The organism is Kitasatospora sp. NPDC008050 (genome assembly GCF_042957465.1).
In the GTDB taxonomy this organism is placed as follows: domain Bacteria; phylum Actinomycetota; class Actinomycetes; order Streptomycetales; family Streptomycetaceae; genus Kitasatospora.
On sequence record NZ_JBIBIJ010000024.1, the window covers coordinates 24,920 to 51,865 of the forward strand.

Below are 26,946 nucleotides of genomic sequence, written 5' to 3' on the forward strand. Positions count from 1 at the left end.
ACTGGGCGGCATGAGGCTGACCGAGTTCTGGCGACGGATGGACGAGCACTTCGGCGTGGGGTACGCGCAGTCGTTCGCCCATGACCACGTGATGAGCGAGCTCGGCGGCCGCACGGTGCAGCAGGCGCTGGACGCGGGGTGGGAGGCCAGGGACGTCTGGCGGGTGGTCTGCCAGGTGATGGGGGTGCCCGCACAGCTGCGCTGATCGGCGTGGCGCGACTGCGCCGAGCGGGCCGTGCCGGAGTGCGCCGAGCGGGCTCGAGGACCGGGCCGGTGGGGGGCGGGCGCGCGCATGGTATCGAACAAGTGTTCCCTATACTGGGTTTCCCGGCGAGTTTTCCACAGGCCGAGCCCGTCCGGAGCCGATTGTCGGTGGGACGCGCTAGCGTCGAGGACGATGAAGCGCACAGCACAGAACCCGAGGGTGGAAGCCATGGCAGGCACGGACCGCGAGAAGGCTCTTGAGACCGCACTCGCCCAGATTGAGCGGCAGTTCGGCAAGGGCTCGGTGATGCGTCTGGGCGACCAGTCCCGTGCCCCGATCGACGTGATCCCCACCGGCTCCACCGCGCTGGACGTCGCGCTCGGCGTCGGCGGGCTGCCCCGCGGCCGGGTGATCGAGATCTACGGCCCCGAGTCCTCCGGTAAGACCACGCTGACCCTGCACGCCGCGGCCAGCGCGCAGAAGCTCGGCGGCACCGTCGCCTTCGTCGACGCCGAGCACGCCCTGGACCCGGAGTACGCCCGCAAGCTCGGCGTCGACACCGATGCCCTGCTGGTCTCCCAGCCGGACACCGGTGAGCAGGCGCTGGAGATCACCGACATGCTGATCCGCTCCGGCGCGATCGACCTGATCATCATCGACTCGGTGGCCGCGCTCGTGCCGCGCGCCGAGATCGAGGGCGAGATGGGCGACTCGCACGTCGGTCTGCAGGCCCGGCTCATGAGTCAGGCGCTGCGGAAGATCGCCGGTGCGCTGAACCAGTCGAACACCACCGCGATCTTCATCAACCAGCTGCGCGAGAAGATCGGTGTGATGTTCGGTTCGCCGGAGACCACCACGGGTGGCCGGGCGCTGAAGTTCTACGCCTCGGTGCGTCTGGACATCCGCCGGATCGAGACCCTGAAGGACGGCACCGAGGCGGTCGGCAACCGCACCCGCGTGAAGGTGGTCAAGAACAAGGTCGCCGCCCCCTTCAAGCAGGCCGAGTTCGACATCCTCTACGGCCACGGCATCAGCTGGGAGGGTGGCCTGATCGACATGGGTGTCGAGAACGGCTTCATCCGCAAGGCCGGCGCCTGGTACACCTACGAGGGCGACCAGCTGGGCCAGGGCAAGGAGAACGCCCGCAACTTCCTGCGCGACAACCCGGCGCTGGCCGAGGAGATCGAGAAGAAGATCAAGGTCAAGCTCGGCATCGGCGTCGACCCCAACGCCGCCACCGAGGGCGAGGCCCCGGCCCCGGCCCCGGCCGAGGCCGACGGCGCGGTCAAGCCGATCACGGCCACGGCGGCGAAGACGGCGGCGGCCAAGAAGACGGCGGCCGCGAAGGCCTGATCAGCAGATGAGGAACGCGCGGAGTCCGGGCGAAGGGGAGCGCCCGGACTGGTTGGTGGTGGAGGCCAAGGGCGAGGAGGAGGGGGAGCGCCCCGACTGGGTGGTGGGCGCCCGCGGGCCGAGGCCCGTCGCCGAGACCGAGCCGTCCACCGAGCCGTCCGCTGGGCCGGCGCGCCTGCGGAGCTCGCACCCGGGCGCCCGCCGGGCCGCGCGTGAGGCGCGGTCGAGCCGCCCGGACCAGTCGAGTCGGTACGAACAGCCCAGCCTGTCAGGCCGGTCGAGCCCGTCGGAGCAGGGGAGCCCGTCAGAGAAGGCGAGCCCACCGGGGCAGTCGGACTGGGTGGCCGAGGCCGAGGCCGAGCTGGCCGCCTCGACCGCGCGAGGGCGCGGTCGACGGGCCGGGCGCCCGGCCCGCGAGCCCAGGGCGACCGCCCCCTCGGCCGCCGAGGCCGATCCCGCCGCCCGGGCCCGGGACATCTGCCTGCGCTTGCTCACCGGCACCCCGAGGACCCGCCGCCAACTGGCCACCGCCCTGCGCAAACGGGAGATCCCGGACGAGGTCGCCGAGGAGGTGCTCTCCCGCTTCGAGGAGGTCGGCCTGATCGACGACGCCGCCTTCGCCGCCGCCTGGGTCGAATCCCGGCACCACGGCCGAGGGCTGGCCCGCCGTGCGCTGGCCCAGGAGCTGCGCACCCGCGGCGTGGCCGGCGCGCTGGTCGAGGAGGCAGTGGCCCAGCTCGACCCGGACGAGGAGGCGGCCACGGCCCGCGCCCTGGTGGAGCGCAAGCTGCGGGCCACCACCGGCCTGGAGCGCCAGGCCCGGCTGCGCCGGCTGGTCGGCATGCTGGCCCGCCGCGGCTACTCCGAGGGTCTCGCCTTCCGGGTGGTGCGCGAGGCGCTGGACGCGGAGGGCGAGAGCACCGAGGAGCTGGAGGAATGGTCGCTCGGTTCGGACTGATCCGGACCGGCCGGCTGTCAGCTCATCGAGTGACGCCGCGTCAGCCTGCCCCGGGTGAAGCCGAATCGGTGACGTGCCGCCCCCGGAGGGTGTCAGACCGACTGCTCGGCACCTGCCAGCGGTGTGGGGCCGCCGCGTGCCCGGTCGGCCAGCTCCTGCAGGTCCTCGGCCTTGCAGCCCTGGGTGACCCCGACCAGGTGCCCGTCCGGACGGATCAGCAGCACGGTGTGCGCGCCGGCCCCCGGGTACTCCTCGGCGACCAGGACCTCGGTCGGCACCGGCAGTGCGGTCGCCACCTCGGCCAGCCGGGGCATCAGCCCCGCGCCCATCCAGTGGTCGGCCGACCAGACCGCCGTGCCCGGTGCGACCAGCAGCAGCAGGAAGGTCGCGCCCAACCGCGCGTACAGCTGGTCCGGCACGCCCTCGGTGGTGACCACCGGAAGGTTCGGCACCAGCACCCCGGGCGCGGTGGACGGCAGTTGCTCGCTCAGCGCGGTGCCCCGCCCGCCCCCGCGCTGCACCGGTACCCCGCCGGCCCGCCCCGGCACTCCGGAGGGTGCCGCCGGATAGGCCGGTGCCCCACCGAACCGCCCGGTGCCGAGCAGCCCGTCGGTGAGCAGCGGCGCGTGCTTGCGGAACGAACCGGTGAGCAGCGAGCGCCGGGTCTGCTGCCAGCCGCGCAGCGGACGCAGCAGCGGCATCGCCTGGTCCACCGCGCGCAGCCGGGCCCCGACCGCCCCGCGCCGCTCCGCCTCGTACCCGTCCAGCAGCGAGCCGCCGGGCTGTGGTCCGCCGGCGTGGAGGTGCCAGGCGACCGCGAGCCGCCAGGCCAGGTTGTCCACGTCGCGCAGCCCGTCGGCCAGGTTCTGCATGCCGAGCGCGCCGTGCAGGTGGGCCGCGTCGCCGGCCAGGAAGCAGCGGCCGCTGCGGAACCGGGCGGCCAGCCGCTGCTGGGCGGTGTGGTCGGCGGCCGCGAGCAGTTCGTAGCGCGGCAGCTGGCCGCACCAGCCGGTCAGGGTGGCCTTGACCCGGGTCAGCAGGGTGTCGCCGGTGACCAGTCCGGGCCAGGTGGCGTGCGGGTCCACCGGCTCGCTGGGCGCGGGGCGCCCGATCGGCAGGCGCCAGTCCAGGCGCCACAGGCCGTCCGGCAGCGGTCGGGCCGAGGCCTCGCGGTCGCCGCGCCAGGGCGGCTCGCGGTGCAGCCGGGCCTCACCGGCGAAGGGCAGGTCGACCCGGACGGTGGCGATGGCGTGGCGGTCCACCGCCGGGCGGCCGGGGAACCGGATGCCCAGCAGTTTGCGCACCGCCGAGCGGGCCCCGTCGCAGCCGACCAGGTGGCTGGCCCGCCACCAGGTGTCGGTGCCGTTCTGCGGGTGCCGGCCGCGCACGCTGACCCCGTCCTGGTCCTGGTCGATCTCCTCCACCCGGGAGTGCGGCACCAGCTGGATCAGTCCGGTGGCGCTGGCCGCGTCGCGCAGCCCTCGCTGCAGCCGGTGCTGGGGCAGGTGCAGGACCGGATGGTCCGTCAGATCCAGGCCCAGCACCTCCTGGCGCCGCCGCCAGACGGTCAGCCGGTCCCAGCGCGCGGCGTCCGAGGTGGCGCGCAGATAGCCGAGCCGCTCAAGGAAGGCGGTGCTCTCGGTGCCGAGCACGGCGCTGCGCGGCCCCTCGGGGCAGAGGCCGCTGCCCTGGTCGAGGACGATGCTCGGGACGTCGTGCCGGGCCAGTGCGAGCGCCATCGCCAGACCCACCGGGCCGGCCCCGACCACGATCACCGGGTCCACGGACGGCCTCCGTGCCCTGGCTCTGGGCAGCGCGAGGGCGCTCCGGTGGCGGGGGGAGCGGCGCAGGTCCCGGGTGGTGTCACGAAGAGCAATGCAACAGAGTGCCTGGGAGTCCGTCAAGCAGCGGTCGGTGTGCGCCGGTTCGTGCCGCGGCGCCCGCAGGCGGGGCGGCGGGGCGGCTTTCGGCCATCGGTGGCCGGGGAGCGTGACCGGGAAATCCCTGGTGTGTCGGCCGTGCGGATCGCAAACGGACGGTCGGGGCGCGCTCTGCCCGGTGATCCGGCCACCGGCGGTGCGGCGTGGACGGCGGGTGGCACGGCGGGCGAAAACCATCTCCTGGGTGACCACCAACCCGGTCACCCCTCGGGGTGGACACGGCATCGGGGGCTGTGGCCGGCGGAGCACGCAGCCCCCGATGAGCCGACCCTAAGTGGGAGTATCGACCGGCGTCAGGCGATCTGAGCGGAACTTGAGCATCACGAAAGGGCTACGTGCGTCCCGGGCGGCCCCCGAAGGGCTGGCCGCGGCGGTGCGCGGTGGGAGAGGATGGCCGCTTCGCCGGCACACCAGGGCTGCCGGCCGGTGCTTGCAGGGCGGAACCCCCGCGGAGCGGGGACCCCTGAGCGGGGACTCCCCCGAGCGGGGAAGCCGGAGCGGGAAAACCAGAGCGGGAAAGGTGTGGGCATGCGGCTGCTACTTGTCGAAGACGACGACCGGGTCGCGGCGGCGCTGGTCGCCGTCCTCAGCCGGCACGGCTTCCAGGTGCGGCACGCGCGCAGCGGGCACGAGGCGCTCGACGCCCTGGTGCCGGACGGCAGCGACCCCTACCGGGTGGTGCTGCTCGACCTCGGGCTGCCCGACCGCGACGGGTTCGAGGTGTGCAGCCGGATCAGGGCCGGCAGCGGCGTGCCGGTGATCATGGTGACCGCGCGGGCGGACATCCGCTCGCGGATCCACGGTCTCAACCTCGGGGCCGACGACTACATCACCAAGCCCTATGACATGGGCGAGCTGCTGGCCCGGATCCACGCGGTGGCCCGGCGTTTCCAGCCCGGCGCCGGTACGCCCGCGTCGGACGGTCCGGCGGCGCCCGCCGGTCCGGGCTCGTTGGAGTCCTGGGGGATCAGCATCGACCGCGAGCGCCGCCGGGTCAGCGTGGAGGGCCGGGAGGTACCGCTCACCCGCAAGGAGTTCGATCTGCTGGCGCTGCTCGCCCAGAGCCCCGGGGTGGTCTACCGGCGCGAGCAGATCTTCAGCGAGGTGTGGCGCAGCGGCTGGGAGGGCAACGGGCGGACCCTGGAGGTGCACATCGGCTCGTTGCGCACCAAGCTCGCGCTGCCCGGCCTGGTCGAGGCGGTGCGCGGGGTCGGCTACCGGCTGATCCCCCAGTCGCCGGACCCGGCGCAGGGCGGCGCCGCGGGGCCGGCGACCGGGACCGCCCGCAGACCCGGGGCGGGGTCCGGTGGTGGGGAGCCGGCCGCGCGTGGTGAGGGCGGCGCGGCGGCGGGGACGTCCTAGGCATGCGCAACCGCCTGCTCGGCATCCTGCTGGCCCTGATGGCCTGCGTGCTGGCGGCGCTGGGTGTCCCGCTGGCCGCCGCGATGGCCGCCGCCGAGCAGAGCCGGACCGTGGTGGACCGGATGGACGACGTGGCCCGCTTCGCGCAGGAACTGCCGACCCAGGGGCTGCCCTCGCGCGGCGCGGTCGGCTCCGACCCCGCCGTGCCGACCGCCATGGACGCGATCCAGCTGCACCAGCTGCAGCTGGAGGTGGGCCGCTACCAGGAGCTCTACGGGATAAGCATCGCGCTGACCCTGGCCGACGGCCGTCAGCTCGCCGTGGCACCCTCCGACTGGCGCCTGCCGACCACCGGATCGGGCGGCGAGGCCGTCCAGGAGGCCCGGGACGGCCGGCGCAGCCACAATCCGCCGCAGGTCTGGCCCTGGACCCCGGATCGCACCCTGACCATCGCCTCGCCGGTGGTGCGCGACGGCGACGTGGTGGCGCTGGTGGTCACCCAGTCGCCGACCGGGCCGCTGCGGGCCCGGATCCTGCACCGCTGGCTGGTGCTGGGCGGTGGCGAGGCGGTCGCGATGATCGCCGCCTCGCTGCTCGCGGTCCGGTTGACCGGGTGGGTGCTGCGCCCGGTGCGCACCCTGGACCGGGTCACCCATGACATCGCCACCGGGCGGATGAACGCCCGGGTCGCCTCCGTCAGCGGTCCACCGGAACTGCGGCGGCTGGTCGGCTCGTTCAACGACATGGCCGACCACGTGGTGCTCGCGCTGGACCAGCAGCGGGCGTTCGTCGCCGACGCCTCCCACCAGCTGCGCAACCCGCTGGCCGCGCTGCTGCTGCGGGTCGAGCTGCTGGGCCTGGAGCTGCCCGAGCAGCACGAGGCCGAGCTGGGGCAGGTCCGCGAGGAGGGCGCCCGGCTGGCCCGGGTGCTGGACGATCTGCTGGGCCTGGCCACCGCTGAGGGCAGCCGGCCGCAGCCGGAGCCGGTGGACCTGACCGCGCTGGTGCTGGCCAGGACGGACGCCTGGCAGCCGCTGGCGGCCCAGCGCGGGGTCCTGCTGGCCTGCGGCACTCCGCCGCTGGCCAAGGCCTGGGCGGATCCGATCGGCTTCGGCAGCGCGCTGGACGCGGTGCTCGACAACGCGGTCAAGTTCAGTCCGTCGGACAGCACGGTGGCGGTCACGGTGCGGGTGGGCAAGCACGAGGTGGCGGTGACGGTGACGGACAGCGGCCCGGGGCTCACCGAGGAGGAGCTGGCCCGGGTCGGCGACCGGTTCTGGCGCAGCGCCCGGCACCAGAACGCGGACGGTTCGGGCCTGGGCCTGTCGATCGCCCGCACCCTGCTGCTGGCCGGCGGCGGTTCGCTGGACTTCGCGCCGGCCGAGCCGGGGGGCCTGGCCGTGACGCTGAGCGTGCCGCGCCAGCGCGGCGACTGACCGGCCGGCTACGGCTTGATGGAGCGGTAGTAGCGCTCGGCGCCGTCGGAGAGCGGCAGCGGGTCGGTGTAGACGGCGGTGCGCAGGTCCACTAGCTGCGCCGAGTGCACCTGGGTGCCGATCGGGTCCCGGCTGTCGATCACGGCCCGGGTGAGCCCCTCGACCAGGCTGGAGTTCACGTCGGCCCGGGTGATCAGCAGGTTCGGCACCGCCATGGTGAGCACCGCCTGGGTGTTGGGGTAGACGCCGGCCGGCAGCACGGCGGTCCGGTAGGCGTCGGTGTCGCCGTTCTCCTGGTGCAGCTTGTCGGTCAGGCTGCCCAGCGGCACGATCCGGACCGGGAACTTGGTGGCCAGGTCGGTCAGCGCGGCGGTGGGCAGTCCGCCGGACCAGAAGAAGGCGTCCAGTTTTCCGTCGGCCAGCTGCGCGGCCGCGTCGCTGACCCCGAGGGTGTAGGGCGTTATCCCGGTGTCGGGGTTGATCCCGGCCACGTTGAGCAGCTGGCGGGTCACCAGGGTCACCCCGGACTTGGGCTCGCCGATCCCGACCCGCTTCCCCCGGAGGTCGCCGACCTGCTGGATCGAGGAGTCGGCGGGCACCACCAGCTGCATGTAGTCGTCGTAGAGCCGGGCGATGGCCCGCAGCCCGGTCTTGCCGGGGCCGGTGTAGTCGGCCACGGCGTCGGCGGTGGCGATCGCGAAGGAGTCCTGGCCGGAGGCGACCCGCTCCAGGTTGTCCACCGACCCCTCGCTGCTGTCCAGGCGCAGCTCGACGCCGGGCATCGCGGTATGCAGATAGGACTGCAGCAGCTGTCCGTACCGGTCGTAGACGCCCTCCTTGACGCCGGTCGCGAAGCCGCTGACGCCCTTGGGGTAGCCGGAGGGGCCGCGGCTGCTCAGCCACCAGCCACCGACCGAGCCCACCACGAGCAACAGCGCGGCCAGCATCGGCCACAACCGTGGCCGCGGGGCCGCGCGCAGGCGATCGGTGGTCGACATCATGCGGGGGATCCTGCCAGGTGATGCTGATGATCGGGAGGGGGCGGTCAGGACAGCTCCGCCCGGCTGCCGCCCGGCTGCCCTTACCCTTGCTGCTGTGGGTATGGGAGAGAGCTTGCGAACTTACAAGGTCGTCACGCACGGCTGTCAGATGAACGTCCACGACTCGGAGCGGCTGGCCGGGCTGCTGGAGGACGCCGGATACGTGAAGGCCGACCAGGGCGGGGACCCCGACCTGGTGGTCTTCAACACCTGCGCGGTGCGCGAGAACGCCGACAACAAGCTGTACGGCAACCTCGGTCAGCTGGCGCCGGCCAAGACCCGGCAGCGGGACATGCAGATCGCCGTCGGCGGCTGCCTGGCGCAGAAGGACCGCGAGACCATCGTGCGCAAGGCGCCGTGGGTCGACGTGGTCTTCGGTACCCACAACATCGGCCACCTGCCGGCCCTGTTGGAGCGGGCCCGGGTGGAGCGCACCGCCCAGGTGGAGATCCTGGAGTCGCTGGAGACCTTCCCCTCCACGCTGCCCACCCGGCGCGAGTCGGCCTACGCGGCCTGGGTGGCGATCTCGGTCGGCTGCAACAACACCTGCACCTTCTGCATCGTTCCGGCGCTGCGCGGCAAGGAGGAGGACCGCCGCCCCGGCGACGTGCTCGCCGAGGTCGAGGCGCTGGTCGGCGAGGGCGTCATCGAGGTGACCCTGCTCGGCCAGAACGTCAACGCCTACGGGTCCGACCTGGGCGACCGCGAGGCCTTCTCCAAGCTGCTGCGCGCCTGCGGCCAGGTCGAGGGCCTGGAGCGGGTGCGCTTCACCTCTCCGCACCCGCGCGACTTCACCGACGACGTGATCGCCGCGATGGCCCAGACCCCCAACGTGATGCACCAGCTGCACATGCCGCTGCAGTCCGGTTCGGACACCGTGCTGCGGGCGATGAAGCGTTCCTACCGCCAGGAGCGGTTCCTGGGGATCATCGAGAAGGTGCGCGAGGCGATGCCGGACGCCGCCATCTCCACCGACATCATCGTGGGCTTCCCCGGCGAGACCGAGGAGGACTTCGAGCAGACCATGCACGTGGTCCGCGAGGCCCGGTTCACCAACGCCTTCACCTTCCAGTACTCCAAGCGGCCCGGCACCCCGGCCGCCGAGATGGCGGACCAGGTGCCGAAGGCCGTGGTGCAGCAGCGCTACGAGCGGCTGATCGCCCTCCAGGAGGAGATCTCCTGGGAGGAGAACAAGAAGCAGGTCGGCCGCACCCTGGAGATCCTGGTCGCCGAGGGCGAGGGCAAGAAGGACGACAAGACCGACCGGCTCTCCGGCCGGGCGCCGGACAACCGGCTGGTGCACTTCACCCGGCCCACCGAGCCGGTGCGCCCGGGTGACGTGGTGACCGTCGAGATCACCTACGCCGCCCCGCACCACCTGCTCGCCGAGGGCCCGGCGCTCGGCGTGCGGCGCACCCGCGCGGGCGACGCCTGGGAGAAGCGCACCGCCGCACCCGCCGCCAAGCCGGCCGGGGTGATGCTCGGGCTGCCCACCATCGGTGCCCCGGCCCCGGTGGCCGCCGAGCCGGTCGGCGGCTGCTGCCCCACCGACTGACGTCCGCTCAGCCCTGCCCGGGCCGCCGGCCCGGGTAGGGTGATCGCCATGCTGGTTGCCGCCGCCGTCTGCCCCTGCCCGCCCCTGCTGGTGCCCGAGGTCGCCGCCGGGGCCGCCGCCGAACTCGACGGGCTGCGAGCGGCCTGCGCCGAGGCGGTCGAGGAGCTGCTGGCCACCGGGCCCGAACTGCTGGTGCTGGTCGGCGAGGGTGCGCGGGCCGAGGTGTGGACCGAGGGCGGTGCCGGGACCTTCCAGCGCTACGGCGTGCCGGTCGGCGTGCGGCTGCCCACCGGCCGGGCGAGCGACCCGGAGCTGAGCCCGGCGCTGACCGTCGGCGCCTGGCTGCTGACGCGGGCCGGCGCGGAGCTGCCGACGCACGCCTGTGCCGTGCCGGCCGACGCGCCGGCGGAGCGGATGCTGGGGCTGGGCGAGGGGCTCGCCGGCCTCGCCGACCGGGTCGGCCTGCTGGTCCTCGGCGATGGCAGCGCCTGCCGCTCGCTGAAGGCACCCGGCTACCTGGACGACCGGGCCGAGGCGTACGACGCGCAGGTGGCCCGCGCCCTGGGCGCGGCGGACACGGCGGCGCTGGCCGGGCTCGACCCGCAGCTGAGCGCCGAACTGCTGGTGGCCGGCCGGGCGCCGTGGCAGGTGCTGGCCGGCGCCGGTCGGCAGGCCGGGCTCAGCGGGCGACTGCGCTACGACGAGGCGCCGTACGGGGTCGGGTACTTCGTGGCGTCCTGGAGTTAGCGGACGGCGGGCATGCGGAGCGGGGCCGGACGGAGGAATCCGTCCGGCCCCGCTCGTCGTCCCGGTGTGTTCGCCCGGGCCCCGCTCGCTCAGGCCTGTGGGCCGCCGCTGCCGGGGGTGTCCGGACCGCTGCCGTCCGGGCTGCCGGCCCCGCCGCCCGCGCTGCCGTCGGCCGAGTCGCCCGGCTGCGGGGCGTCCGGCTTCTCGGCGAAGCCGTCCACCGCCCCCTTGGTCTTCTCGGTACCGGTGGCGATCTTCTCGCTGTACTTGCCCTTGGTGGCCTTGTCGAGCGCGTCACCGGCCTTGTCGACGAACTCGTCGATCTTCTCGTTGTGCTGGCCCGCCAGGTGGCTCGCCTTCTCCTTGAGCTCCCCCGCGAGCTCCTCGGCCTTGCCCTTGAGGTTGTCCATCAGGCCCATGGCTTCGTCTCCTGTGTCAGGCCGCTCGGGTCGGCTCTGCGGTTGGGCGTCCTCGGCCGGCTCCACGCCCTGCGCGGCCGCCGCCAGGGCCGCGGCCAGCAGCTCGGCCACGTCCGGCGCGAGTGCCGGCGCGGCCTGCACCTGCGCCGGCGCGGTTTCGCCGGGCTCGGCCGTGCCCGAGTCGGCGCTGCCCGATTCGGCCGAGCCGGAGGTGACCACGGCGAGGGCCGCGGCCATGACGGACTCGGCGAGGCCGGACCCGATCGGGTCGGTCTCGTCCTCCGGAGCCGTGCGCGCGGCCGGGACACCGGGCGGCGACTCCTGCTCCACGCCCTCGGTCGACTCCGGCGTCGACCGTTCCGGCGCCGCGAGCACGGCGACCGAACCGCCGTCCGCCGCCCCGCTCGGCGGCGCCTCGGTGGCACGACGACGGAACCAGCTGAAAACACCCATATCTTCTCCCAACCTACGCGGTCTGCGGCGGACCCGGGGCCGGTTCTGCGGCGAGCCGGTGCAGAGTGCCGCCCATCCGGGGAACGAGCGGGCCGGTGGCCGGTCACGTCCCCCGTTCGGATGAGGGGTCGCCCCGGGTGGGGCTTGACGGTTTGCGAGACTTGACCCTGTGAGCAGCTCTCTTCCCCGCATCCCGGTGGTCTCCGTGGTCGGTGCCACCGCGGCCGGCAAGTCCGATCTGGCCGTCGCGCTGGCCCGCGCGCTGGGCGGCGAGGTGATCAACACCGACTCGATGCAGCTCTACCGGGGCATGGACATCGGCACCGCCAAGCTCACCACCGCCGAGCGCGAGGGCGTCCCACACCACCTGCTGGACGTCTGGGAGGTCACCGAGACCGCCAGCGTGGCCGAGTACCAGCGGCTGGCCAGGGCCGAGATCGACCGGCTGCTGGCCGCGGGGCGCCCGCCGGTGCTGGTCGGCGGCTCGGGCCTGTACGTGCGCGCGGCCATCGACGAGATGGAGTTCCCGGGGACCGATCCGGCGGTGCGGGCCCGGCTGGAGGCGGAACTGGCCGAGCACGGACCCGCCGAGCTGCACGCCCGGCTGGCCCTGCTCGACCCGGCCGCCGCGGCCGCGATCCTGGCCGGCAACGGCCGGCGGATCGTGCGGGCGCTGGAGGTCATCGAGCTGACCGGACGCCCGTTCACCGCCAACCTGCCGAGCAACCGCGCGGTCTACCCGGCGGTCCAGCTCGGCGTGGCCGTCCCGCGCCCGGAGCTCGACGAGCGGATCACCCTGCGGGTGGACCGGATGTGGCAGGCCGGTCTGCTGGACGAGGTGCGAGCGCTGGAGGAGCGGGGGTTGCGCGAGGGGCTGACGGCCAGTCGGGCCCTCGGTTACCAACAGGTGCTGGCGCACTTCTCCGGTGAGTGCACGGAAGAGGAAGCGCGGGCCGAGACGGTGCGCGCCACCAAGCGGTTCGCGCGCCGTCAGGAGTCCTGGTTCCGCCGGGACGAGCGGATCCACTGGCTCTCCCGGCCCGCCGGGGCGGACCCGGCCGACCTGCTGGAACACTCGCTGAAGCTGATCGACGAGTCCTTCTGACGGTGGGTTCCGGCCGGGCGGAGCACCGGATCCGGCCATCCGCCGGTGCAGCTGCGCTCGCACGTGCAAGTGCAGAAAGAAGCCGGGATCACGGCCGGATCACGTCATGGCCACGGATCACCCGGTGACCCGGGTTACGCGCTGTGAGCGCGTTGGGACATGCCATTATCGAGACAAGAGGGGCCGGTCGCGCGGGCTGGTCCCGTCCGTTCGCGAGTTCCGGCTCGTGTCGAACTGTCAGGGGAGGCCGCGTGTCCACGGGTCCCGGCCCCGAAACCGAACAGTTCCCGCACCATGCCCTGGGCATGCCAGGGGTGGCGCACGGCCTCGACGCACCGGAGGCCGGCCACGGCATCACCACCGACCTGGCCGAGGAGGCCTTCGCCCTGCCGCCCACCGACCTGCTGCCCCCCGCTGAGCTCCTGCCGCCCGTCGGCCTGCTGCCCGGGCGTCCGCTGCCGGTCGAGGCCGGTCCGCTGCTCGGCGACCCGCTGCTCGGCGACGCACTGCTCGGTGACGCGTCGATCGACGCCGACCCGGACGCCCCGCTCGGCCCGCCGGGCGACCCGGTGGTGCTGGAGCGCGAGATCAGACCGCGCCGGCGGCTGCGCTGGTGGCAGCTGCTGCCGATCGTGCTGATCGGCGTGGCCGGTTCGCTGATGTTCGCCTTCCCGCTGGCCTTCGGCTCGGGTGACGGCGGCGCCATGGTCGGCATGCTCGGTCTGCTGCTCACCTCCGCTTCGGTGGGCTGGGGCGGGATGGCGGCCCGCCGGGCGGGCTACGCCTGGCCCGGTCTGCCCCGGCGCGGCTCGGGGCGGCGTGCGGCCTGGCAGGCCATCGCCGTCTACACGCTGATCGCCTGCACCGCCTTCGGGCTCGCGGTCTGGCGGGTCGTCCAGCTCCGTTCCTGAGCGCGGCGCCACGCTCCTCGTCCTGCGCGCCTCGTCCCGCGCTCCTCGTCCCGCGGCCCTGATGCCGTGGACCGGGCCGACTTCGCGACGCCCCTGGTGAGTACCATCGCGGGGTGAGCGCATCCACCCCGCAGGGCCTGCCCTACCTCAAGGGTCACGGCACCGAGAACGACTTCGTGATCGTCCCCGACCCCGACGGCCTGCTGCGGCTGGGCCCGGCCGAGGTGGCCCGGCTCTGCGACCGCCGGGCCGGCATCGGCGGCGACGGCCTGCTGCGCGTGGTCCGCTCGGCCAGGGACGAGGCCGCGGCCGCGCTGGCCGATCAGGCCGAGTGGTTCATGGACTACCGCAACTCCGACGGCAGCATCGCCGAGATGTGCGGCAACGGCGTGCGGGTCTTCGCCCGCTACCTGGTGCACGCCGGGCTGGCCGAGCCCGGACCGCTCGCGGTGGCCACCCGGGCCGGGGTGCGGCAGGTGGTGGTCGCCGAGGACGGCCCGGACGGCACGCCCGGTGAGGTCACCGTGGAGATGGGCCGCGCGCTGCTGCCCGGTCCGGACGACATCGAGGTGGCGGTGGGGGAGCGGCGCTGGCCGGCCCGCAACGTCAACATGGGCAATCCGCACGCGGTGGCCTTCGTCGCCGACCTCGCGCAGGCCGGCAACCTGTACGGCGCGCCGGAGGTCAGCCCTGCGGGGGTCTACCCGGAGGGCGTCAACGTCGAGTTCGTGATCGACCGGGGCGAGCGCCATGTCGCGATGCGGGTGCACGAGCGCGGCTCGGGCGAGACCCGCTCCTGCGGCACCGGCGCCTGCGCGGTGGCGGTGGCCACGGCCCGCCGGGACGGGCTCGACCCCGCGGTCACCGGGGAAGCGGTCAGCTACACCGTGGACGTTCCCGGCGGGCGGCTGGTGATCACCGAGCGGCCGGACGGACACGTCCAGATGACCGGGCCCGCCGTGCTGGTGGCCGAAGGCGTGACCGAGCCGGGCTGGCTCTGGGGCCGGGTCAGCTGAGGCCTCGTTAGCGGGACTGCCCGCTTTCCCCGTTCCGCATGGGCGCGAATCCGCCCGTTCGAGTGATCCCGCTAACAGAGCGGAAGCAGGGCCTCGCGGAACGTGTTGTGCTCGGTAGCATGGACCACCGGGGCAGCGAGCGCTCCGGTGCTCGCTGCCGGAGGTTGCCATGACCGTTGAGACCGGCCGGCCCACCAGCCCGGCCTCGTCCGCAGAGTCGCAGTCACCCCAGTCCCAGCCCCAACCCCAGTCGGAGTCCCGGCCCGAACCCCGGGCGCCCGAGCCGCCGCCCGCCGAGGCGGTCGAGTCGTCGCCCCAGGGCCTTCGGCTGCTCGGCCGGACCGCCCTGGGCCGCGCCGGCCGGGCCGCGCTGCTGGCCACCGGCCGCCCCCCGGTGCCGGACGCCATCGAGCCGATCGTCCAGGCGCACCGCCGCCACCATCCGCAGGCCGACCTCGCGCTGCTCAGCCGCGCCTACCGGACGGCCGAGGCCAGCCACCGCGGCCAGAAGCGCAAGAGCGGCGAGCCGTTCATCACCCACCCGCTGGCCGTGACGATGATCCTGGCCCAACTCGGCGCCGAGACCACCACCCTGGTCGCCTCGCTGCTGCACGACACCGTCGAGGACACCGAGGTGACGCTCGATCAGGTCTCGGCCGCGTTCGGCCCCGAGGTCGCCTATCTGGTGGACGGGGTGACCAAGCTGGAGAAGGTGGACTTCGGCGCGGCGGCAGAGGCGGAAACGTTCCGCAAGATGCTCGTCGCCACCGGGGACGACGTGCGGGTGATGGTGATCAAGCTGGCCGACCGGCTGCACAACATGCGGACGATCCGTCACATGAAGCCGGCCAGTCAGGCGCGGATCGCCAAGGTCACCAGGGACGTGCTGATCCCGCTGGCCGAGCGGCTGGGCATCCAGGTGGTCAAGACGGAGCTGGAGGACATCGTCTTCGCCACCCTGCACCCCGAGGAGTACGCCAGGACCAGGGTGCAGATCGCCGCCCAGGAGGCCGCGCAGGACGCGCTGCTCACCCCGTTCGCCGACGCGCTGCGCCGACAGCTGGCCGAGTCCGGGGTGACGGCGGAGGTCACCGCCCGGCCCCGGCACTGCGTCTCGGTGCACCGGGCGCTGCTGCGCCGCGGCCAGCCCCCGGCCGACCGCCCCTGCCCGGCGGACCTGGCCCGACTGCTGGTGGTGGTGGAGGAGCAGGCCGACTGCTACGCCGTCCTCGGTGAGCTGCACACCTGCTGGACCCCGCTGCCCGGTGAGTTCAAGGACTTCGTGGCCGCCCCCAAGTTCAACCTCTACCAGTCGCTGCACACCGCGGTGTCGGTGGACGGCGAGGTGGTCGAGGTACTGGTCCGCACACCCCGGATGCACCAGGTCGCCGAGTTCGGTGTGGTCGCGCTGGGCAGCCCGCACGCCGGGGGGACCCAGCAGCCGGCCGGCGAGCAGGCCGGCCGGGACGAGCTGGACGGCACCGACCCGGCCCGGCCCGGCTGGCTGCGCCGGCTGCTGGAGTGGCAGCAGGAGACACCGGACCCGGACGCCTTCTGGTCCACGCTGACCGCCGACCTCTCCGACGACCGGGAGATCACCGCCGTCACCGAGGAGGGCGCCACCCTGGTGCTGCCGGCCGGTGCCAGCTGCGTGGACGCGGCCTATCAAATGGGGGAGGAGATCGGCCACCGGTGCATCGGCGCCCGGGTGAACGGGCGGCTGGTGGCGCTGGCCACCCTGCTGGTGGACGGGGACGTGCTGGGGGTGCTGACCGAGCCGGGCGGTGGCCCCGGAGCGCCGGAGCCCTCCGGGCCCAGCCCGCAGTGGCTGGAGTTCGCGCACACGCCGGTGGCCCGGCTCGCCATCGAGCGCTGGCTGGCCGGCCATCCAGCGGCGGCGCTGCCCGAGGTCACGGCCGGCGCGGCCCAGGCCGCCGCGCCCGCGGTGCACGCCCCGGCCGAGCGGCTGCCCTCCGCCAGGGCGCACAGCGGGCACGGCCGGCTGGTGATCGCCCCCGGCCATCCAGGGGCGGCGGTGCGGCTGGCCCGCTGCTGCACGCCGGTGCCACCGGACCGGGTGACGGGGTTCCAGATCCGCGGCGGTTCGATCGCCGTGCACCGCACCGACTGCCCCACCGGCGAGCGGATGCGTGGCGCCGGGCGCGGGCCGGTGCAGCTGGACTGGGCACCCGGGGCCGGCGCGGTGCCGGCGGGCGGCCCGACGGCACCGTTCCGGGTCACCCTGCAGGCCGAGGCGCTGAACCGCCCCGGACTGCTGGCCGACCTCACGGCGGCGATGTCGGCCACCGGCCTGGACATCGTCTCGGCCGTGGTCGAACCGCCCCAGCAGCTGCGGGTCCGGCACACCTACACCGTGGAGCTGCCGGGTGCCGCGACGCTGCCGGTGGTGATGCGCGCGATGCTTCGGGTCTCCGGGGTCTACGACGTCCGCCGCCCGGGCCTGGAGGCCCCGCGCCCGCCCCGGCTGCGTCCGCACGGCCGGTCCACCGGAAATGCTGGTGACCCGGCCCCCGCGCCCGTGCGACCATCGAAGGGAATTCGGGACCGCTCCGCCGCGTTACGGGCTGTGGAGGGGCTCCCCGAGTAGTCCCGCTTGCCGGAGAAGTTCGGCCCCGTCGAAACATTAAGGACACGATGACCTCCACGTTCGAAGACCGCGATTCCAGTGCGACCCCTGGCCGCGGTGCCCGGCGTCCCGCTGACCTCCGGGCCGAAGCCCTGATGGACGAGGACCTCGCGGCCATCGACGAGGACCTCGGCCAGCACAACTACGACGGTGACCAGTACGACCGCAGCGAGCGCGCCGCGCTGCGCCGCGTGGCCGGACTCTCCACCGAGCTCGAGGACGTCACCGAGGTCGAGTACCGCCAGCTGCGTCTGGAGCGTGTGGTGCTCGTGGGCGTCTGGACCGACGGCACCGTCGAGGAGGCCGAGAACTCGCTCGCCGAGCTCGCCGCCCTGGCCGAGACCGCCGGCTCCGAGGTGCTCGACGGGGTGATCCAGCGCCGCGACAAGCCCGACGCCGCCACCTACATCGGGTCCGGCAAGGCCAAGGAGCTGCGCGACATCGTCGCCGCCACCGGCGCCGACACCGTGGTCTGCGACGGTGAGCTGACCCCCGGACAGCTGATCCACCTCGAGGACGTGGTGAAGGTCAAGGTGGTCGACCGGACCGCGCTGATCCTCGATATCTTCGCCCAGCACGCCAAGTCCCGGGAGGGTAAGGCCCAGGTCTCGCTGGCGCAGATGCAGTACATGCTGCCGCGCCTGCGCGGGTGGGGTCAGTCGCTGTCCCGGCAGATGGGTGGTGGCGGCGCCGGCTCGTCCGGCGGCGGTATGGCCACCCGTGGTCCCGGTGAGACCAAGATCGAGACCGACCGGCGCCGGATCCGCGAGAAGATGGCCAAGCTCCGCCGGGAGATCGCCGACATGAAGAAGGGCCGGGACACCAAGCGCCAGGAGCGCAAGCGCCACCAGGTCCCGTCGGTGGCGATCGCGGGCTACACCAACGCCGGCAAGTCCTCGCTGCTCAACCGGCTCACCGGCGCCGGCGTCCTGGTGGAGAACTCGCTGTTCGCCACCCTGGACCCGACCGTGCGCCGGGCCCAGACCCCGAGCGGCCGGCTCTACACGCTGGCCGACACCGTCGGGTTCGTCCGGCACCTGCCGCACCACCTGGTCGAGGCCTTCCGCTCGACCATGGAGGAGGTCGCCGACGCCGACCTGATCCTGCACGTGGTGGACGGCTCGCACCCCGAGCCGGAGACCCAGCTGGCGGCGGTCCGCGAGGTGATCGTCTCGGTCGACGCGCAGAGCGTGCCGGAGCTGGTGGTGATCAACAAGGCCGACGCCGCCGACCCGCACGTGCTGCAGCGGCTGCTGCGCCGCGAGCCGCACGCGATCGTGGTCTCGGCCCGTACCGGGGCGGGGATCGAGGAGCTGCTGGCGCTGATCGACCAGGAGCTGCCGCGTCCTGCGGTCGAGGTCCAGGCGCTGGTCCCGTACACCAGGGGTGACCTGGTCTCCCGGGTGCACGCCGAGGGCGAGCTGCTGGAGACCGAGCACACCGGCGAGGGCACGCTGCTGCGCGCCCTGGTGGCGGCCGAGCTGGCCGCCGAGCTGGAGCGCTACGCGGTGGCCGTCCAGCACTGAGCACAGGCACTGACAGCGAAGGGCCCCGGTTCGCCGGGGCCCTTCGTGCTGTCCGGACGGTCTCAGTTGAGCTCGGTCATGGTGGTGAACATCTGCTGCGCCTCGTCGTCCAGCTCCGGCCCGGCCACCCAGGCGGCCGGGCTGGGCCCGATCGAGGTGTTGCTGACCAGGGCGGGTCGCCCGTCTGGGCCGGTCGCCAGCCAGCCGCCGCCGCTGGCACCGCCGGTCATGGTGCAGCCGATGGTCAGCATGGTGGGCCGGGCCGGATCGTAGGAGAGCCGGCCCGGGCGGCCGCCGGCGCAGGAGTCCAGCTCCTGGCCGTCGAACGGCTTGCCGGCCGGGAACCCGTAGGCGGTCACCGCGTCCAGCCGCTCGCGCGGGGCGTCGAACCAGATCGGCACCGAGCCGCCGACCATCTCCTCCAGCGACTTGCCCGGCAGGTCCGGGTCGGTCACCCGGATGATCCCCGAGTCGTACTGGTTGACCGAGCCGCCCGAGTCGCCACCCTCCGCCATCCACTGCGGCGAGACCATGGCGTAGTTCGCCCACCAGCGGCCGAACGGCGCGACCTGCGCCAGGGTGGCCGCTCGGCCGTCGCTGGCGGCGCCCGAGCTGTTGTAGTCCGGGACGAAGGCGATGTTCTTCAGCCAGTCGGCGCCCTTGCCGCCGTGCAGGCAGTGCCCGGCGGTCCACACCAGATTGCTCTTGCCCGGGTGCTGCGGGTCGCTCACCACGGTGCCGGAGCAGACGTAGGTGCCCTGCGGGCTCTTGGCGAAGAGCTTGCCGAAGACCGCCAGGTCCCCCGGGTAGGGGTGCTGCTCGCCCCGCGCCTGGACGGGGGCGGGCAGTGGGTCGTTCTGGGCGTCCGGGCCGCTCGGTGTGGCGGCGGACGGCGACCCCGGCGACCCGGAGCCCGGCGGGTGCGAACCCGGCTGCTGCGACCCCGGTGACTGCGAACCCGGGGTCTGCGAACCGGACGGCGACGGCGCGGACGACTGCGGACCGGACGGCTGCGGGCTGGGGAGCGCCGGCGGGGTCGGGGCCGCCTGGGGCGCCGGGCCGGCCGCCTTCATCGCGGCCGGGGACCAGAGATCCTCGGCGATCTCGTTCTTCAGCAGGTGCTGGTGGGCCCACCGCGACCAGTCGGCGGAGCTCCAGCTGCGCAGGTTGCGCAGGTCGGCCCCGTGCTCGGGGCTCCCGCCGCAACCGGCGACCAGGGCCAGTGCGGCGGCCAGCGCCGCGCCGAGCGGAGCCCGGGAGTCGGTGCGCCGCGCCATCAGTTCTTCTTGCTGAGGTAGTCCAGCGCGCTCTTCGCCACGTCGTCCAGGTAGGGGCCGGCCAGCCAGCCGCTCTCCTGCGGGCCGATCGAGGTGTTGCTGACCAGCGCGGGCCTGCCGTCCTTGACCGCGAACCAGCCGCCGCCGCTGGAGCCGGCCGTCATGGTGCAGCCGATCACCTCCATCGCCGGGCGGGAGGCGTCGAAGGAGAGCCGGGAGGGCTGGCCGCCGTTGCAGCGCTCCATCTCCATGCCGTCGAAGGGCGGGGCCGACGGGTAGCCGATCGCGGTGATCTTCAGTTGGTCGCGCGGGGCGTTGAACCAGACCGGCACCGAACCGCCGACCGTCTCCTCCAGCGACTTGCCGTTGGCGTCCGGGTTGACCACCTTCATGATGGAGAAGTCGTACTGGCTGGCCGCGCTGCCGGTCTCGCCGCCCTCGGCCGTCCACTGCGGCGAGGTGACCGCGTCGCTGACGTCCCAGACGCCGAACGGCGCGAACTGGCTCTTGCTGGTGGGCTGTTTGCCGTGGCTGACCTCGCCGGAGCTGTTGAAGGCCGGCACGAAGGCGATGTTCTGGTACCGCTGGGCGGTCTTGCCGCTGGTCAGGCAGTGTCCGGCGGTCCAGATCAGGTTGCTCTTGCCCGGGTGCTGCGGGTCGGAGATGACGGTGGCCGAGCAGACGGCGTGCTTGTCGGGGCCCACATCGAAGAAGACCTTGCCGTCCACCGGGTTCTGGCTGTACGGGTGGGCTATCGCCTGGGCCTGGATCGCGCTGGGCAGCGGGTCGTTGCCGCCGTCGGTGGGCTGCTGCGGCGGGGCGACGGGGTCGGCGGGCTTGGCCTGGAGCATCTTCTGCAGGTCCCAGAAGCCCTTGACCGCCTGGGTGAACGCAGGCTGCTGCTTGGCCCAGGTGTCCCAGTCGTGGGCGTTCCACTTCTTCAGGTCGGACAGGCTGGGCAGTCCGCTCAACAGGCCGCTCGGGAGCGCGCTCGGTGTGGTGGGCGCGGCCGTGACCGGGGCGGGCGCGCTCGGCGCCGCCTTCGGTGAACCGCCGCTCGATCCGCAGGCGGTGGCGGCGAAGAGGGTCAGCGCGGCGGCTGCCGCGGCGGTGCCGCCACGCCTCAACCGCGTTCCGGCGCTCGGGTGGTGGCGCTCTATCAGTGACATCGGTTCGGTTCCCCCATGCGGAATATCTCGCGACGGCGTTCAGCGGGCCGCCATCGGGCATCAGAGGAGTCTGCCATGCGGCGGGGACGGCGGTGGCGCGGCCCCGACTTGTGGCGGCCAGGCCGTGATTGGCGGGCGACCCGCTCGTTGGACCAATCGGATGCCCCCCGCCGGGGTGGCCACACGTCGGCGGTGCCCTCCCCATGCGCACCGAGGAGTTGCCTTGAGCACCGCCCTGACCGGAGCCCCGGCCACCGTCCCCCGCCAGCTGGACCAGTCCGCCGAGTCCGACCCGCTGCTGCACCAGGATCCCGCGGTCGCGGCCGAGCAGGCCGCGCTGGAGGCACTGCTGCGCTGCTGGTGCCGGGAGACCGGAGCCGGCCTCGACCAGGACGGCCTGCTGCGGATTCCGGTGCTGGGCGGGGCGGCCCAGCTGCTGGCGCCGGTGCGCCACTGGTCGCCGTGCGGGTGGCACCGGTTCGGCCCGGCGGTGCTGGTGCCGGGGCCCGACGGCAGTGCGCGGCCGCAGGCCGGGCCGGAGAACGGCACCCCGCTGGACGCGGTCACCGCCGCCGCGCTGCTGGCCCGTTCGGCCGCCGGCCACCCCGACCCCGAGCAGATCGCCGACCTGGCGGGCCGGGTCGCCGACTCGGTGCGGCGCACCGCGGACCTGCTGCTGCACCGCCGCAGCCACCCCGGCCCCGAGCCGGAGAGCGTCTTCCTGCGTGGCGAGCAGGCCCTGCTGCTCGGCCACCCGCTGCACCCCACGCCCAAGAGCCGCGACGGTCTCGGACCGGCCCAGAGCGCCGCCTACTCGCCCGAGCTGCGCGGCTCGTTCGCGCTGCACTGGTACGCCGTCGACCGTGAGCTGCTGGCCGCCGACTCGGCGCTGCCGGTCAGCGCCGAGCAGCTGACGGCCGAACTGCTCGACGCCCCGCGGCTGCTGCCGCCGAACACCGTCGCGCTGCCGCTGCACCCCTGGCAGGCCCAGGAGTTGGAGCGCCGGCCGGCGATCGCCCGACTGCTGGCCGAGGGCGCCCTGCACGACCTCGGCCGGCACGGCGACCCCTGGTACCCGACCTCCTCGGTGCGCACCGTCTGCCGGCCCGGCACGCCGTGGATGCTCAAGCTCTCGCTCGGCCTGCGGATCACCAACTCGCGGCGGGAGAACCTGCGCAAGGAGCTGCGCCGGGGGCTGGAGGCGCATCGGCTGCTGGAGGCCGGCCTGGGCGCCGAGTGGCGGGCGGCGCACCCCGGCTTCGACATCGTGCGCGATCCGGCCTGGATCGGGGTGGACCTGCCCGGCGCCGCCCCCGGCGAGCCCAGCGGGCTGGACACGGTGCTGCGCTGCCAGCCGTTCGCCACCGGCGACCGGGCGCTGTGCGTGGCCGGTCTGGTCGCCGAGCGGCCGCTCGGCGAACCCGCCCGCAGCGTGCCCTCCGAACTGGGCGACCTGCTGCGCGCGCTGGCCCGCCGGTGCGGGCGGCCGCTGCCGACGGTGGCCGCCGAGTGGTTCCTGCGCTACCTGGACGCGGTGGTGCTGCCGGTGCTCTGGCTGGACGGGCAGGCCGGGGTCGCGCTGGAGGCCCACCAGCAGAACAGCCTGGTCCTGCTGGACGCCGACGGCTGGCCCACCGGCGGCCGGTTCCGCGACAACCAGGGCTACTACTTCCGCGTCTCGCACGCCGCCCGGCTGGAGCGCCGGCTGCCGGGCCTGGGCCAGGACAGCGAGACCTTCGTCGAGGACGCGGTCGCCGACGAGCGGTTCGCCTACTACCTGGGGATCAATCACGTCCTCGGTCTGATCGGGGCGTTCGGCTCGCAGCGGCTGGCCGACGAACGGGTGCTGATCGCGGCACTGCGCCGGTTCCTGGCCGGCCCCGCCGCCCGCGCCACCGGCTCCACCCTGCCGGCCCACCTGCTGCACTCGCCGAGCCTGCGCTGCAAGGCCAACCTGCTCACCCGGCTGCACGGCCTGGACGAGCTGGTCGGGCCGGTCGAGACGCAGTCCGTCTACGTCACCGTCCCCAATCCGGTGGCGGCCGGATGACCGCGCTGACCACCCGGGCCGGGGAGTTCCGGCTGCGCATCGTGCGGCCCGGGGACCTGCCGCTGATCACCGCCTGGATGAACGACCCCGCGGTGGACGCCTTCTGGGAGCTGGCCGGACCGCCGGAGGTCACCGAACGGCACGTCAGCGCCCAACTGCTGCAGGACAGCCACAGCGTGCCGCAGCTCGGCCTGCTGAACGGCGTGCCGGTGAGCTACTGGGAGGTCTACCGGGTCGAGCAGGACCGGCTGGCCGGTTACTACCCGGCGGACCCCGGGGACATCGGCCTGCACCTGTTGCTGGGGCCGCGCGAGAGCCGCGGTCGGGGACTGGGGACCATCCTGCTCAGCGCGATGGCCGAACACCTGCTGCGCACCAGCCCGCGGGTGGTGGCCGAACCGGACGTGCGCAACACGCCGTCGGTGCGGGCCTTCAGCCGGGCCGGCTTCCAGCGTGCCGGCGAGATCGACCTGCCCGAGAAGCGGGCGGCGCTGATGATGCGTGAGCGCCCGGGGGTCCCGAGTGCCCCGAGCGTCCCCAGTGCCCCGAGTGCCCCCAGCGACCCGAGTGCCCCCAGCGACCCGAGTGCGAGGAAGACCTGATGGACCGCCAGGACAGCGGCTACGACCTGCTCGGCGTCGGCATCGGCCCGTTCAACCTGGCGCTGGCCGCGTTGGCCGACCAGGTGCCGGGGATGCGCGCGCTCTTCTGCGACCGGAAGCCGGAGTTCCGCTGGCACCCGGGGATGCTGGTGCCGGGGGCCAGGATGCAGGTGCCGTTCCTGGCCGACCTGGTCTCGCTGGTGGACCCGACCAACCCGTGGTCCTTCCTCAACTACCTGCGGGTGCACGAGCGGCTCTTCCCGTTCTACTTCGCCGAGCGCTTCCAGCTGCCGCGGCGCGAGTACGACCACTACTGCCGCTGGGCCGCCGAGCACCTGGCCGCCTGCCAGTTCGGCACCGAGGTCACCCAGGTGCACTGGACGGGGCAGGGGTTCCGCGCCACGCTGCGCTCCCCCGCGGGCGACTGGAGCGTGCTCGCCCGCAACCTGGTGCTCGGGGTGGGGACCGAGCCGGTGCGCCCGGCCGCCTTCGACGCGCTGGCGGGGCGGGCGACGGTCTTCCACTCCGGGGAGTACCTGGAGCGCCGCGGCGCGCTGGCCGGCGCCCGGGACATCACCGTGGTGGGCTCGGGGCAGTCCGGCGCCGAGGTCTTCCTGGACCTGCTGCGCGCCAGGGAGGGTGACGGCACCCGGCTGCGCTGGCTGACCCGGACCCGGGCGCTGGCGCCGATGGAGTACTCCAAGCTCGGCCTGGAGCACTTCACCCCCGACTACACCCGCTACTTCCACGCGCTGCCCGAGCCGGTCCGCGACCGACTGGTGGCCGAGCAGTGGCAACTGCACAAGGCGGCCAGCGCCGAGACCCTGGCCGAGATCCACGACCTGCTCTACGAGCGGACCATCGGCCTGCCGCTCGGGGCCGCGGCGGCCGAGATCATCCCCGGCACCGCGGTGACCGAGGCGCTGCCGGGCCCCTGCGGCGGCCTGGAACTGCGCTGCCTGCACCGCGACTCGGGGGTCGCCCGGGTGGTGCGCACCGATGCGGTGGTGCTGGCCACCGGCTACCGGGCGGCTCGTCCGGCCGCGCTGGAGCCGCTGGCCGAGCTGATCGACTGGGACGAGCAGGGCCGGTTCCGGGTCGACCTGGATCACCGGGTGGCCACCGTGCCGGAGTTGACCGCAGGCCTGTACGTGCAGAACGCCGAGCTGCACACTCACGGCGTCGGTACCCCCGACCTCGGCCTCGGCGCCCACCGCGCGGCCGTGATCCTCAACGCGCTCGCCGGGCGCCAGGTGCACCGGCTGCCCGCCCGGACCGCTTGGACCAGCTTCGCCCCGGCCGCCCTGCCCGCCCAGGGGGCCGCCTTCCCCGAGGAGTGGAACCGTGCCCCGTCCGCCCGTCGTTGACCCGTCCGCCGTCGACCCGCTGACCCGCCCGCGCTGGCGGCAGGCCTGCCGCGCGCTGCTGGCCAAGCTGCTCGGGGAGTTCGCCTACGAGGAGCTGCTGCGTCCCGAGCCGGTCCCCGGCGGCTACCGGCTCCCGCTGCCCGAGGGTCCCGAGTACCGCTTCACCGCCCGGCGCGGGGCGTACGGCAGCTGGCGGGTCGACCCGGAGTCGGTCAGCGCCGACGGGGCACCCGCCGACGACCCGTTCGAGTTCCTGCTGGCGGCCCGCCACTTACTCGGGCTCTCCGGGGACACCACCGGCCACCTGGTCCGCGAGCTGACCGCCACGCTGCTCGCGGACGTCCGGCTGGCGGCCGGTGCGCTGAGCGCGGCCGAGCTGGCCGAGCTGGACCACACCGCGCTGGAGGGCTACCAGAGCGGGCACCCGTGGCTGGTGCTGAACAAGGGCCGGCTCGGCTTCGCCGCCTCCGACAGCGCGGCCTGGACGCCCGAGGCCCGGACGCTGCAGCCGCTGGGCTGGCTGGCCGTCCACCGCGACCTGGCCGAGTACCGGGGCACCGGAGCGCTGGCCGAGGCCGAGGCGCTCTACCGCGCCGAGCTGGACCCCGAGGTGCTGGCCGACTACCGGCGCCAGCTGGCCGGGCGCGGCCTGGACCCCGCCGCCTACCTGCTGCTGCCGGTGCACCCCTGGCAGTGGGACGAGACGGTGCTGCCGCTCTTCGCGCCCTGGGTGGCGGACGGGCGGATCGTGCCGCTGCCCGCCGACCGGGACCTGCGGCTGCCCCAGCAGTCCATCCGCTCCTTCTTCAACGTCACCAGCCCGCAGCGGCACACCGTCAAGCTGCCGCTCTCGGTGCTCAACACGCTGGTCTGGCGCGGGCTGCCCACCGAGCGGACGCTGGCCGCGCCCGCCGTCACCGCCTGGATCCACGCGGTGCGCGAGCAGGACGCGTTCCTGCACGAGGAGTGCGCGGTGGTGCTGCTCGGCGAGGTCGCCTCGGTGACCGTCGAGCACCCGTACTACGCGCGGCTGCCCGAGGCGCCCTACCAGTACAAGGAGCTGCTGGGCGCGATCTGGCGCGAGCCGCTCGGTGCCCAGCTGCGGCCCAGGGAGCGCGGGCGCACCCTGGCCGCCCTGCTCCAGACCGGGGCGGACGGACGGGCGCTGGTGGCCGAGCTGATCGCCCGCTCGGGGCTGTCGGCCCGGGACTGGACGGCCCGGCTGTTCGGCGTGATGCTGCCGCCGCTGCTGCACTTCCTGTACCGCTACGGCACCGTCTTCTCGCCGCACGGCGAGAACGCGATCCTGATCTTCGACGGCCGTGACATCCCGGTCCGGTTGGCGATCAAGGACTTCGTGGACGACGTCAACCTCAGCGACCAGGACCTGCCCGAGCTGCGCGCGCTGCCGCCCGAGGTCGCCGGGGTGCTGCTGCGCGAGCCGCCGGCGAAGCTGTGCCAGTTCCTGCACGCGGGCCTGTTCATCGGGGTCTACCGCTACCTCGCCCCGCTGCTGGAGGAGTGGCTGCACCTGCCCGAGCCGGAGTTCTGGGGGCTGCTGCGGGCCGAGATCCTGGCCTACCAGGCGCGGTTCCCCGAGCTGGCCGAGCGGTTCGCGCTCTTCGACCTGCTGACCGGGTCGATCGACCGGCTCTGCCTGAACCGCAACCGGTTGCTGCTGGACGGCTACCGGGACCGGCCCGAGCGCCCGCACGCGGCGGTGTACGGGCAGGTGGCGAACCCGCTGGCGGCCCAGGCGGTCGGTCTGCCCGCTCCGCGGGACCGCGTTGTCAGTCCCGCCCCGTAGG

21 protein-coding genes are annotated in these 26,946 nt (G+C 74.1%); 16 read left to right on the forward strand and 5 right to left on the reverse strand.

Going from position 1 to position 26,946, the window contains the following annotated elements:
* The first annotated feature begins 10 nt into the window (after positions 1–10).
* The 3 genes from ACFZB9_RS32760 (at position 11) to recX (ending at position 2,516) form a co-directional block, all read left to right on the forward strand.
* Positions 11–205 carry a DUF3046 domain-containing protein gene (locus tag ACFZB9_RS32760; RefSeq protein WP_391453293.1) on the forward strand — a complete coding sequence of 65 codons (195 nt, stop codon included), beginning with the start codon at positions 11–13 and terminating at the stop codon, positions 203–205.
* Positions 206–433: 228 nt separating this feature from the next.
* Positions 434–1,558 (forward strand): recombinase RecA, encoded by a 1,125-nt coding sequence (recA, locus tag ACFZB9_RS32765; protein ID WP_391453295.1) that lies wholly within the window; start codon positions 434–436, stop codon positions 1,556–1,558.
* 7 nt (positions 1,559–1,565) lie between these two features.
* On the forward strand, positions 1,566–2,516 hold the full coding sequence (gene recX, locus ACFZB9_RS32770; protein WP_391453297.1) for a recombination regulator RecX: 951 nt from the start codon (positions 1,566–1,568) through the stop codon (positions 2,514–2,516).
* A 92-nt stretch (positions 2,517–2,608) separates the two neighbouring features.
* Here the strand turns inward: recX and ACFZB9_RS32775 are convergent, their stop codons facing one another.
* Positions 2,609–4,300, reverse strand: coding sequence for an FAD-dependent monooxygenase (locus ACFZB9_RS32775; RefSeq protein WP_391453298.1), 1,692 nt, complete (start codon positions 4,298–4,300; stop codon positions 2,609–2,611).
* 684 nt (positions 4,301–4,984) lie between these two features.
* Between ACFZB9_RS32775 and ACFZB9_RS32780 the strand changes: the two genes are divergently transcribed.
* Together ACFZB9_RS32780 and ACFZB9_RS32785 are read left to right on the forward strand one after the other, a co-directional pair.
* A complete protein-coding gene (locus ACFZB9_RS32780) occupies positions 4,985–5,818 on the forward strand; it encodes a response regulator transcription factor (RefSeq protein ID WP_391453300.1) in 834 nt (277 codons plus the stop codon).
* 2 nt (positions 5,819–5,820) lie between these two features.
* The gene (locus ACFZB9_RS32785; protein WP_391453301.1) at positions 5,821–7,254 is read left to right on the forward strand and encodes a sensor histidine kinase; all 1,434 of its coding nucleotides are present in this window, start codon (positions 5,821–5,823) and stop codon (positions 7,252–7,254) included.
* An 8-nt stretch (positions 7,255–7,262) separates the two neighbouring features.
* Here ACFZB9_RS32785 and ACFZB9_RS32790 read toward each other — a convergent pair whose 3' ends face one another.
* Positions 7,263–8,252 (reverse strand): TAXI family TRAP transporter solute-binding subunit, encoded by a 990-nt coding sequence (locus ACFZB9_RS32790; RefSeq protein ID WP_391453402.1) that lies wholly within the window; start codon positions 8,250–8,252, stop codon positions 7,263–7,265.
* 103 nt (positions 8,253–8,355) lie between these two features.
* On the opposite strand from ACFZB9_RS32790, the gene miaB reads away from it, so the two are divergent.
* Positions 8,356–9,849 carry a tRNA (N6-isopentenyl adenosine(37)-C2)-methylthiotransferase MiaB gene (gene miaB / locus ACFZB9_RS32795; RefSeq protein WP_391453303.1) on the forward strand — a complete coding sequence of 498 codons (1,494 nt, stop codon included), beginning with the start codon at positions 8,356–8,358 and terminating at the stop codon, positions 9,847–9,849.
* Positions 9,850–9,897: 48 nt separating this feature from the next.
* Positions 9,898–10,596: a class III extradiol dioxygenase subunit B-like domain-containing protein gene (locus tag ACFZB9_RS32800; protein WP_391453304.1), complete on the forward strand. Its 699-nt coding sequence runs from the start codon at positions 9,898–9,900 to the stop codon at positions 10,594–10,596.
* Positions 10,597–10,685: 89 nt separating this feature from the next.
* Here the strand turns inward: ACFZB9_RS32800 and ACFZB9_RS32805 are convergent, their stop codons facing one another.
* Positions 10,686–11,468: an Rv0909 family putative TA system antitoxin gene (locus ACFZB9_RS32805; protein WP_391453306.1), complete on the reverse strand. Its 783-nt coding sequence runs from the start codon at positions 11,466–11,468 to the stop codon at positions 10,686–10,688.
* Positions 11,469–11,637: 169 nt separating this feature from the next.
* Here ACFZB9_RS32805 and miaA point away from each other — a divergent pair, with 169 nt between their 5' ends.
* The 5 genes from miaA (at position 11,638) to hflX (ending at position 18,673) form a co-directional block, all read left to right on the forward strand.
* A complete protein-coding gene (gene miaA, locus ACFZB9_RS32810; RefSeq protein WP_391453308.1) occupies positions 11,638–12,573 on the forward strand; it encodes a tRNA (adenosine(37)-N6)-dimethylallyltransferase MiaA in 936 nt (311 codons plus the stop codon).
* 251 nt (positions 12,574–12,824) lie between these two features.
* Positions 12,825–13,484, forward strand: a complete 660-nt coding sequence (locus ACFZB9_RS32815; RefSeq protein WP_391453309.1) for a hypothetical protein — start codon at positions 12,825–12,827, stop codon at positions 13,482–13,484.
* Positions 13,485–13,597: 113 nt separating this feature from the next.
* Complete coding sequence (gene dapF, locus ACFZB9_RS32820) at positions 13,598–14,500, forward strand: diaminopimelate epimerase (RefSeq protein WP_391453311.1); 903 nt, start codon at positions 13,598–13,600, stop codon at positions 14,498–14,500.
* A gap of 169 nt (positions 14,501–14,669) precedes the next feature.
* Entirely contained in the window at positions 14,670–17,108 is a 2,439-nt protein-coding gene (locus ACFZB9_RS32825) for a RelA/SpoT family protein (protein WP_391453312.1), read from the forward strand.
* A gap of 47 nt (positions 17,109–17,155) precedes the next feature.
* A complete protein-coding gene (hflX, locus tag ACFZB9_RS32830; protein ID WP_391453313.1) occupies positions 17,156–18,673 on the forward strand; it encodes a GTPase HflX in 1,518 nt (505 codons plus the stop codon).
* Positions 18,674–18,735: 62 nt separating this feature from the next.
* Here hflX and ACFZB9_RS32835 read toward each other — a convergent pair whose 3' ends face one another.
* Entirely contained in the window at positions 18,736–19,950 is a 1,215-nt protein-coding gene (locus ACFZB9_RS32835; RefSeq protein WP_391453315.1) for a trypsin-like serine peptidase, read from the reverse strand.
* Positions 19,950–21,119 carry a trypsin-like serine peptidase gene (locus tag ACFZB9_RS32840; RefSeq protein WP_391453317.1) on the reverse strand — a complete coding sequence of 390 codons (1,170 nt, stop codon included), beginning with the start codon at positions 21,117–21,119 and terminating at the stop codon, positions 19,950–19,952. The genes ACFZB9_RS32835 and ACFZB9_RS32840 overlap by 1 nt, the downstream gene beginning before the upstream one ends.
* A 160-nt stretch (positions 21,120–21,279) precedes the next feature.
* Between ACFZB9_RS32840 and ACFZB9_RS32845 the strand changes: the two genes are divergently transcribed.
* The 4 genes from ACFZB9_RS32845 to ACFZB9_RS32860 are packed head-to-tail and all read left to right on the forward strand — an operon-like array spanning position 21,280 to position 26,945.
* Complete coding sequence (locus ACFZB9_RS32845) at positions 21,280–23,169, forward strand: IucA/IucC family protein (protein ID WP_391453318.1); 1,890 nt, start codon at positions 21,280–21,282, stop codon at positions 23,167–23,169.
* Positions 23,166–23,771: a GNAT family N-acetyltransferase gene (locus ACFZB9_RS32850; protein WP_391453320.1), complete on the forward strand. Its 606-nt coding sequence runs from the start codon at positions 23,166–23,168 to the stop codon at positions 23,769–23,771. The genes ACFZB9_RS32845 and ACFZB9_RS32850 overlap by 4 nt, the downstream gene beginning before the upstream one ends.
* Positions 23,771–25,138 (forward strand): lysine N(6)-hydroxylase/L-ornithine N(5)-oxygenase family protein, encoded by a 1,368-nt coding sequence (locus ACFZB9_RS32855; RefSeq protein ID WP_391453322.1) that lies wholly within the window; start codon positions 23,771–23,773, stop codon positions 25,136–25,138. Before ACFZB9_RS32850 ends, ACFZB9_RS32855 begins: the two co-directional genes overlap by 1 nt.
* Positions 25,116–26,945, forward strand: coding sequence for an IucA/IucC family protein (locus ACFZB9_RS32860; protein ID WP_391453324.1), 1,830 nt, complete (start codon positions 25,116–25,118; stop codon positions 26,943–26,945). Before ACFZB9_RS32855 ends, ACFZB9_RS32860 begins: the two co-directional genes overlap by 23 nt.
* The last annotated feature ends 1 nt before the right edge of the window (position 26,946 follow it).